The organism is Desulfosarcina sp., assembly GCF_033791525.1.
In the GTDB taxonomy this organism is placed as follows: domain Bacteria; phylum Desulfobacterota; class Desulfobacteria; order Desulfobacterales; family Desulfosarcinaceae; genus Desulfosarcina.
The window spans coordinates 1-4,514 of sequence record NZ_JASJGN010000234.1 but is presented as its reverse complement, the minus strand read 5'-3'; the positions used below and the strand labels follow the sequence as shown (position 1 = coordinate 4,514).

General features: G+C 50.7%; 6 protein-coding genes and 1 pseudogene. 2 read left to right on the top strand and 5 right to left on the bottom strand.

Translation table 11 applies throughout. From position 1 onward, the window contains the following. Window positions 1-117 precede the first annotated feature (117 nt). Genes QNK41_RS11680 through QNK41_RS11670 form a run of 3 tightly spaced genes read right to left on the bottom strand, consistent with a single transcriptional unit; the run spans window position 118 to window position 1,461 of the window. A complete protein-coding gene (locus QNK41_RS11680) occupies window positions 118-423 on the bottom strand; it encodes a nitroreductase family protein (protein ID WP_319256959.1) in 306 nt (101 codons plus the stop codon). Between the two features lie 40 nt (window positions 424-463). Continuing rightward, window positions 464-1,168 (bottom strand): pirin family protein, encoded by a 705-nt coding sequence (locus QNK41_RS11675; RefSeq protein ID WP_319256956.1) that lies wholly within the window; start codon window positions 1,166-1,168, stop codon window positions 464-466. Then, a complete protein-coding gene (locus QNK41_RS11670) occupies window positions 1,165-1,461 on the bottom strand; it encodes a MarR family winged helix-turn-helix transcriptional regulator (RefSeq protein WP_319256965.1) in 297 nt (98 codons plus the stop codon). The genes QNK41_RS11675 and QNK41_RS11670 overlap by 4 nt, the downstream gene beginning before the upstream one ends. Window positions 1,462-1,795: 334 nt before the next feature. Between QNK41_RS11670 and QNK41_RS23045 the strand changes: the two are divergent. Then, a pseudogene (locus QNK41_RS23045) lies at window positions 1,796-1,972 on the top strand (transposase); the annotation flags it as partial. A 130-nt stretch (window positions 1,973-2,102) separates the two neighbouring features. Beyond that, window positions 2,103-2,381, top strand: coding sequence for an adenylate/guanylate cyclase domain-containing protein (locus tag QNK41_RS11660; protein WP_319256953.1), 279 nt, complete (start codon window positions 2,103-2,105; stop codon window positions 2,379-2,381). Between the two features lie 437 nt (window positions 2,382-2,818). On the opposite strand, the gene QNK41_RS11655 is transcribed toward QNK41_RS11660, so the two are convergent. Both QNK41_RS11655 and QNK41_RS11650 read right to left on the bottom strand, forming a co-directional pair. Beyond that, window positions 2,819-4,264, bottom strand: coding sequence for an OprD family outer membrane porin (locus tag QNK41_RS11655; RefSeq protein ID WP_319256950.1), 1,446 nt, complete (start codon window positions 4,262-4,264; stop codon window positions 2,819-2,821). A gap of 117 nt (window positions 4,265-4,381) precedes the next feature. After that, window positions 4,382-4,501, bottom strand: a complete 120-nt coding sequence (locus QNK41_RS11650; protein ID WP_319256962.1) for a hypothetical protein — start codon at window positions 4,499-4,501, stop codon at window positions 4,382-4,384. Window positions 4,502-4,514 lie beyond the last annotated feature (13 nt).

Below are 4,514 nucleotides of genomic sequence, written 5' to 3'. Positions count from 1 at the left end.
CGAAAAAACCCGCATTTTTCACTGCATAGGCCAGACTGGCCTCTGTACTCCAGCCGTAGAGGGATTTGGCGGCATTAAGAAACCAATCACGCTGATCCGGTCCCATGGCTCCGCTGTTCAACATTTCCTGCCAGTTTTTTTTTCCACCGTGGGGTGGCCCTCCTGCCAACCGTTTTTGTCCGCTAAGACTATGAAGGTGACTGGCGCCTCCACGACCTTGGGCTGGTCCCAGGCCAGGGCCTTGAGCTTTTCCTTGGCAGCGGTATCGCGCAACACCATCAGATTCCATGGCTGCAGGTTGAAGCTGGACGGCACCCGGGCCGCCAGATCGATCATCTCACTTAGCAATTCGTTCGTTACATTTCGGTTGGGATCGAATAAATTGATGGCACGTCTTTTTTCGGTAATCTCTTTATAATTCATAGCAGTTCCTTTTTATTTCTATCCGGTATGTTTCGGTTATTCATTTGTCCGATACATCGATGAGGATGAAATCCGCGTCCTGGTCGGCTTTCAGCTCAAGGCGGTCGATGCCATCCAACCGGGCCTGATCCTTGGCCGCCAGGGCCTCGCCGTTGACTTGCAAGCGTCCCGATGTCAGGTAAACAAAAAGCTTACGGTCAGGCGAAGTGCGATGCTCCAGCAGCTGTCGTGCATCCAGCCGTGACCGGTAGATGGTAGCATCCGTGTTAAAATTGACGGCCCTGGCGTGGTTCTGACCGGAGGCCAGTGGAAACAGGACATTCTTGAAATCATCTTCCGTAAACTCTTTTTGTTCATAGGATGGGCGCAGACCCGCCTCGTCTGGCAGAATCCAGACCTGGAAAAAATGCAGATCACGGTCCGCTTCATTGTATTCGGAATGGGTCAGCCCCGTACCCGCCGACATCCGCTGGACTTCACCTGCCCGGATCACCCCACCGTTGCCCATGCTGTCCTTATGGGAAATTTCACCCTTCAATACGATGGTGATGATCTCCATCTCTTCATGGGGGTGTGTGGGAAATCCGGCCCCGGGACGGACCACATCGTCATTGAAAACCCGCAATTTACCGTGTCCCATGTTGGCAGGGTCGTAATAATTTGAAAAAGAAAAGAGCCAGTAGGTCTGCAGCCAGCCCATATCCGTAAAATGGCGCTGGTCGGCCGGTATGATGGTTGTGCTCATGAGGTCCTCCTTTTATCCGTTTCCGGCGGGGCGGCATTGGCTTTGCCGATTTTTTTAAGAAGCTTGCCCAGGGTTGCCAACTCGTTGGATTCGAGTACCGAAAACGTTTCCGCAGCCACAGCGGCGTGTGCGGGAAACAGGGCCTGAATCAGGTCCAAACCCTTTTCCGTCAATTTCACCGAGATCCGGCGGCGGTCCGCCGGATCTTTTTCTCGGACAACCAGCTCCCGTTTCTCCAGGTTATCAATGACCATTGTCATATTGCCGCTGGTTTTAAGAATCTTTTGACCGATATCCCGCTGTCAGAGTGGCCCCTTGTGATACAGAACCTCCAGCACGCCGAACGGGCTGAGGGTAAGACCGGTATCCAGAAGGTGACGGTGCATCTGTGCTGTCACAGCATCCGAAGCCCGCATCATCTGCGTGTAGGTCTTGAGAATGGTCCGCTGTTGGTCTGTTATCTGGGGTTTAGGATTCACTATTGCCTCGCTTTAAATTAGTTTAATGTTAAGTTAATTAATATCGAGACATTGTCAAATAAAAAAGTCAGAGATAGGTAGATAGGTGTCATTTGTTCAGGGAAAATCAAACCTAAAAAAATAATCTAACCCAAAATACGATTTTACCGATACCCACTCGCGGCGTATCCGTACAAACAATCCACTGGAACGCATGCAGCGTGAGGTCAGACGCCGAACACACGTAGTCGGTGCTTTCTCGGGTTGGAACTCGGCCTTAATGCGCTGGTCGCGGCTCGCCTGCGCCATATCGCCGGCACGAAGTGGAGAACCCGTGGATACCTGAACATGAAGAAGTTAGCCAGGCTGCTCAATAAATATTCAGGGGTAATGGCTATAATCGTGAGGACATGGGGCGGAACCATCCCCAAGTATACCGATGACAGTATCTAAGCCATCTTGGGGCGCCGGACTCAATGGGGGAGCGGGAGAATTCGTTGGCGTGCTTGCGTATGGCTATGGAGATGCAAAAGATTATGAAAACCCTGCGAGAGAAGTGGTGGAACCAGGGGGTCCAATTTCCCTTTCAAATTCGGTGCGGCATTCACACCGGCATGGCCAATGTGGGCAACTATGGTTCGGAAAGTTTCATGGAGTATTCCGCCATCGGCCTGAATACCAACCTGGCCTCACGATTGAAACAGGCCTGTCAACCCGGGGATTTTCTTTTTCCAACGCCACATGGGCGCTTGTAAGTGAAGAGATTCCATGTGATGAAGTCGGCACGATTGAAGTAAAGGGATTCCATTATCCCATACAGGCATATCGTGTTCTGGGAGACGAAACCAGATTCAATGAATCATAATACGTACAGGTGCGAAGTGTTGCAGGATAGATCACAAGAACTGAAGCTATTTGCTCTTGCAGAACTTACATGTTTCTTGCCAGTAGCTGGCACTGGCACATAAAAAGGCTTACCACACCATGTGGTGGTCAGCCGGAAAGCCAGTTCGGTGCAGATTACTTCAGAAAAAATCATCTATCACAGAAATTCGCTGAACTAAGATACATTGAGATAATGACCAGTCTGACCAAATTACAGATACCATTATCTGTGGTTGTCAGTCCAAGTAAATCTTGCGACACTGGGGTCTATATGGTTCTGCCGGACAACCCGATATCTCTTGAACGGTCACAAAATCGGAAGGTCATAGTTTAGGATGATTCTGAAGTTTATGATGTCTTGCGCATTCGGGCCCTGTTGGTTCAAAAACGCACTGCGGAACCGGAGCCAAAGTCGTTCAAGCGGGCCTTTCTTGAAGCGGTAGTCCACAGTGAGATCAATCTCCTCCTGGTCTGGTGATGCGGCTGGACCTGAATCGGGTGTGCGGCCTCTTGCGTAGTCAGCGAAAGCACTGAGTCCATCTACACCGGCAAATCCAAAATCATAAGAAAGCCCCATTCGCCATGCGTCCTCCCCGGCCCGGTCAAACTTCGCTTCCATGAGCGAAACATAACTAGGCGTATCACCATAGGGCCTTTGAATGCGTCTTTCATCGTCTGTCGCGCTAAAAGCAAAGCTTATGATAGCCCCTTTGTAGCTCAATGCCACTTGAGCCCCATATACAGAGGTGCTAAATGCGCCATCCAACGCATCCCCTACGCTTCGCTGATCGGTGTACTGGGCCGAGAGGCCGATTTCTACCGCCTCGGTTAAATTCCAAACCCCAGTGGCTTCGGCATAAGCGGTGTTCCACAAATCCCATGAGTATTGGCTAATCGCACCGATATAGATATCATCGGTAAAGGAATATTTGGCGCCGCCCATGGTAAGGCCTTTGTCGGTGTCAGGAAAACCTGCGACCGCGGACATATAACGGAATTCCGATGCGTTGCGTGTCTTCATTTTGGTGACATGCGAGACAATGAAATCCGTTTTTTGAATCGATTCGCCATCAAGGGTATATGCTTCGAAGGTATTCGGGACCATGCGGCTGTCATTTTTGTTTATATAAGGGAGTTCCAAGCTCTGCCGGTATAGACGAAGATCGACGCCTTGAGCGATTCGGGCCCGCAAATAGGCCTGACCCAAAACCGAGAATCCCTCTTGACCGGGCTTGAGCAGGAGCGTACCGTCCCTATCTTCGGGCCCGTAGAGTTTTTGGGACGTGTAGCCTGTCCCACCGACCTTCAAAAGGTCTTTCCACCAACCTGACTCGTATTCCAACCAGCCGCCTAAAGCCCACGCCTCTTCGTTTGCGGTGTCCGCAATGTCACTCGCAAAATAATAGGAGCGGATGTGCAAATTCATGCGGGTGTCTCGCCAAAAGGGTGATAAAGATGCTGTCTTCTCTTTTAATTCAAGGAATACGGAGGGTCGTAGAATTGCATCTTGGGGTTGAAACGCCTCCAATGGGTATTCTTCATCCCTATTTGAAAAAGCAGCCGGACGTTCGCTATCGATATAATCTGGACGGGATGCCATGACTCGATCGACGGCAAATAGCGAAACCAGGATGGTCAGCAAGAACACTATCGCCAGAAGACGATAGGGCGTCAGAGGCATTTTACGCAATGGGGGTGCAAAAAGGCTTAACCGAAACATTGAATGGTATTTAAGGCTTCGGTAATTTGTCATATCCTGTTGCTCGCCGATTAATCCTAACCCATTGTTAAAGTACTTCTCGTTAACGAGGGATCAAGCGTAACGCAGATATTTGTCCGCCTCAGGCGGATCGGACTTCTTACGGATCCGTCAATTATTGCGCTGGATACCCAGCTTCTTAATCCGATGGCGCAACGTGCTGGGCTTGAGCCCGAGGATCTCGGCGGCGCCGTCCGGGCCTTCGATGCGGCCGTCGGTATGATCCAGCACGTGGGCGATATGC

Coding starts and splice junctions, on each gene's coding strand:
- QNK41_RS11680 (WP_319256959.1), bottom strand. CDS start 423: ATGAATTATAAAGAGATTACCGAAAAAAGACGTGCCATCAATTTATTC.
- QNK41_RS11675 (WP_319256956.1), bottom strand. CDS start 1,168: ATGAGCACAACCATCATACCGGCCGACCAGCGCCATTTTACGGATATG.
- QNK41_RS11660 (WP_319256953.1), top strand. CDS start 2,103: ATGGGGGAGCGGGAGAATTCGTTGGCGTGCTTGCGTATGGCTATGGAG.
- QNK41_RS11655 (WP_319256950.1), bottom strand. CDS start 4,264: ATGACAAATTACCGAAGCCTTAAATACCATTCAATGTTTCGGTTAAGC.